The 4,211-nt window shown below is 32.6% G+C and carries 4 protein-coding genes; all 4 read right to left on the minus strand.

What is annotated here, in order from left to right; translation table 11 throughout:
• Positions 1 to 481: 481 nt before the first annotated feature.
• Positions 482 to 1,366: a ParB/RepB/Spo0J family partition protein gene (locus AC220I_RS19020; protein WP_486725441.1), complete on the minus strand. Its 885-nt coding sequence runs from the start codon at positions 1,364 to 1,366 to the stop codon at positions 482 to 484.
• Positions 1,359 to 2,135: a ParA family protein gene (locus tag AC220I_RS19025; protein WP_486725442.1), complete on the minus strand. Its 777-nt coding sequence runs from the start codon at positions 2,133 to 2,135 to the stop codon at positions 1,359 to 1,361. The genes AC220I_RS19020 and AC220I_RS19025 overlap by 8 nt, the downstream gene beginning before the upstream one ends.
• A gap of 132 nt (positions 2,136 to 2,267) precedes the next feature.
• Entirely contained in the window at positions 2,268 to 2,969 is a 702-nt protein-coding gene (gene rsmG, locus AC220I_RS19030; protein WP_486725443.1) for a 16S rRNA (guanine(527)-N(7))-methyltransferase RsmG, read from the minus strand.
• A partial coding sequence (gene mnmG, locus AC220I_RS19035) for a tRNA uridine-5-carboxymethylaminomethyl(34) synthesis enzyme MnmG (protein ID WP_486725444.1) occupies positions 2,966 to 4,211 on the minus strand: 1,246 nt, incomplete at its 5' end. The genes mnmG and rsmG, both read right to left, overlap by 4 nt.

Below are 4,211 nucleotides of genomic sequence, written 5' to 3' on the forward strand. Positions count from 1 at the left end.
TCGTATTGAACACTTTCATATTTATCTTCCAAGTCCGATTAATGTTTTATTAATTGCTGGAGTCCTAAAAGTCTTCTAAAAATTGACTTGATAAACTTTTCTTTTTTTTACTTCCTTAAGGTTAATTATTCGATATATGTCTTATTATTAATGCAATTCATTAAGAATGGCCTTATTTATTGAGTATTTCAATGTTTATGCTATAATTCTTTTATTTTCATTTAGCTAAACCTTGCAATTCCAATGTCTACCACGTCTCAAAACTCACATAGTCCACAATTCTAGTTTTTTTACCTTTTTCGACCAACACTTCGTTAACATTAAAAAAGTCAATACAGCTCAAATTTGAAGCAAATATAGCTTTGTATAAAAAAAGGTTTAGAAATTTATATGTTTCACGTGAAACATCCTCTTTTCTAAACCTTCAAATCAATTTTGAACTCAAATTATATAAAATTCTAACTCAATGTTTCACGTGAAACTATTTTTGACTAATAATTTCAAGAATTCGATTAAGATCGTCTATATTATAAAAGTCTATAAGAATTTTTCCTCTACCATTGGTCTCTTTAATTGTAACTTTAGTGCCAATAGCAACTGCCAATTCTTCTTCAACATTCAATATTTCAGGTAACTTTTTATTCGGTTTATGGGTACGTTGAAGTGGCATTTTATTAAAAATAGTATCAAAATTTTTAACAAGTTCTTCAGTCTTACGAACACTTAAACCCTCTTTTATAATATAATCATATGCCAATCTTCTCTTTTTTTCAGTTTCTAGAGATAGTAATGATCTGCCATGGCCATTAGAAATTACATTGCTTTGAATAGCATCTTGAATAAAATCCTCAAGCTTTAAAAGTCTAATTGTGTTGGTAATATAAGATCTACTCTTTCCTACAATTTTACTTAGACTGTCTTGAGTAATTTTAAATTCATCAATTAATTTACTATAAGCAGCAGCCTCTTCAATTGGGTTTAAATCTTCACGTTGAACATTTTCCACAAGTGCCAACTGAGCTACTGTAAATTCATCAACATCTTTGATAATTGAAGGCACTTTCTTTAACCCAATATGTTTACATGCTCTCCAACGTCTTTCACCGGCTATGATTTCATAGTAGCTACCTTTACGTTTAAGTACAATAGGTTGTAAAAGGCCCAGCTCTTTAATAGAATCTCCTAGGGCAACTATTTTTGACTCATCAAAGTCCTTTCTTGGTTGATCACGATTTGGAATGATTAAATTAATATCAATTTGATCAATCATTTCACCATTCTCATTAATCTTAGACTTTTTTTCAATTGTAACGTCATTGGGTATTAAAGCACCTAAACCTCGTCCCAATCCACTTTTCTTATTCATATCTCAACTCCTCAGATTCAATAAACTCTTCAGCTAGATCCATATAGGCTTCCGAACCTCTAGATTTAGGGTCATAATGCATAATAGGCAGTCCAAAACTTGGTGCTTCAGCTAATCTAATATTTCTTGGAATAATAGTAGAATAAACTAACTGTTTGAAATGCTTTTTAACTTCTTCAACGACTTGAATAGATAAATTTGTTCTGCCATCAAACATACTGAGTAAGACACCTTGAATTTCTATATCAGGGTTTATACTCTGCTTTATAAGATTAAAGGTATTCAAAAGCTGACTAACCCCTTCAAGGGCATAATACTCACATTGTATTGGTATGATTACACTGTCAACTGCCACAAGGGCATTTATGGTTAACATACCCAGAGAAGGTGGACAGTCAATGATCAAATAGTCATACTCATCACTAATCGTATTTAAACATCTCTTTAGTAGTGTTTCTCTATTATCGAGTTCAATAATTTCAATCTCAGCACCAGCTAAATTAACGCTACCTGGTAAAATCGATAAGTTTTCAAAATTTGTTTGAACAATGGCGGACTCAATTGGAACATTATCAATTAATACTTCATAAATTGAGTGTTCAACGGAATATTTATCAACACCAACACCACTTGTTAGGTTTCCCTGAGGATCATTGTCCACCAATAATACCTTTCGGCCAAGTTGCGCAAGACCAGCTGCTAAATTTACAGCAGTTGTCGTTTTACCTACACCACCCTTTTGATTAAAAATGGCTATCGACTTTCCCATGTATACCTCCTATTAAAGATACTAAGTTTATTATACTAAAAATTAGATAAATAAAAAAGAAATAAGAGATCAATAATCACATTGATTTCATATTTCTTTATAGTTATTTACTATTTTCTTACATTTATAGTTTTACAAAGGGTTCTTTTTAGGAACACCAGCTTTTCTTGGATACTTTTTTTCGATATTACCTGTTTTTTGGATGATTAACAAGTCCCGTTCACCATAGCCATCTGGCAATAAAATCTTTTGAGTATCGACAAGCTTTGACTTCATACATTTCAAAGCATTTTGTGCCTCATCAAGTTCCGTTTTTGTTTTTATACTCTTATAAGCTACGAAAAAACCATTTACTTTTACAAATGGCATAACAAGTTCAAGTAAAAGACGAAGTTCTGCTACTGCTCTTGATACAGCAATATCATAAACCTCTCTAAACTTTTTATCTTGTCCAAAATCTTCAGCACGACCATGAACAAATTGACATTGATTAAGCTCCAAAAGTGCCACTAACTGGTTTAAAAAGGTAATGCGCTTATTTAATGAATCTAAACCTGTAATTTTAGTACTTGGTTCAAGAATTTTTATAGGGATAGACGGGAAGCCAGCACCTGTACCGATATCAATAATATTTTTATTAGTAATATCAATACCACTATTTTTAATGAGCATTGAATCTAGAAAATGCTTTACAAAGACATCATTTTTTTCTATGATTGCAGTTAAATTATATTTTTCATTTTCAGAAACCATAAATTCAAAATATTTATCAAACTGCTCAAGTTGCTTATTGTTTAATGAAAATCCGTTGGCTTCAAATAGTGCTTTCATCATTTACTTTTTCTCCTTTGTTGCTCAAGGTAAACCATTAATACTGAAATATCAGAAGGTGAAACACCTGATATTCTAGACGCTTGACCAATTGAATCTGGTTTGATCTCATTGAGTTTTTGCCTTGCTTCAAGTCTTAAACTATCTATTTCATTATAATCAATTTCAGAGGATAACTTCTTCTCCTCAAGTGCCTTGAACTTCTCGATTTGTTGCAATTGCTTTTTAATATAACCTTCGTATTTTATGGAAACTTCAATTTGTTTGATGACGTCTTTTGTTAGGTTTTCAGGTCTTGTTGTATCTATATCATTAAGGTGCACATAGAACACCTCTGGTCTTCTGAGAATATCGATTAGCTTAGTACCTTGACTCACTGGACTACTGCCAATAGAAGCCAATACATCATTTAAAGGTTCCATTTTTAAAGTTACATTCTGAATTCGTTCCATCTCATTTTCAATCATAAGTAACTTTTCACTGAATTTCTTATATCTTTCTTCACTTGCTAGTCCTATATCATAAGCCTTCTGAGTTAATCTTAAGTCAGCATTATCCTGTCTTAAAACAAGTCTATATTCTGCTCTTGAAGTCATCATGCGATAGGGTTCATCTGTTCCCTTAGTCACCAGATCATCTATGAGAACACCAATATAAGCTTCTGATCTATCCAAAATAAAAGGCGGCTCATTTTTAACTTTTAAAGCGGCGTTAATGCCTGCAATAAGACCTTGAGCAGCGGCTTCCTCATAACCAGACGTTCCATTGAACTGTCCTGCAGAGAACAAACCACTTATATTTTTTAACTCAAGTGACAAGGTCAGCATTAAAGGATTAATACAATCATATTCAATGGCATAAGCAGGACGCATTATTTCACAATTCTCCATCCCTGGTATAGAACGCATAAAACTGAGCTGAACATCTTCTGCTAGGCTAGTTGACATACCTTGAACATACATTTCATTTGTGTCTCTGCCTTCAGGTTCAATAAAGAGCTGATGTCTAGGTTTATCAGTAAAGCGAATGAGTTTTGTTTCAATAGAAGGGCAGTATCTAGGTCCAGTACCTTCAATTGCGCCTGTAAACAATCCTGATTTGTCCAAATTATTGAGAATAATTTCATGGGTGATGTTATTGGTATAGGTTAACCAACAAGGTAACTCATCAAGCGTTGCACTGTCATTCATAAATGAGAACAACTCAAAATCTTGATCACCCCATTGTACTTCCATCTTATCGAAA

The organism is Fusibacter sp., assembly GCF_057447755.1.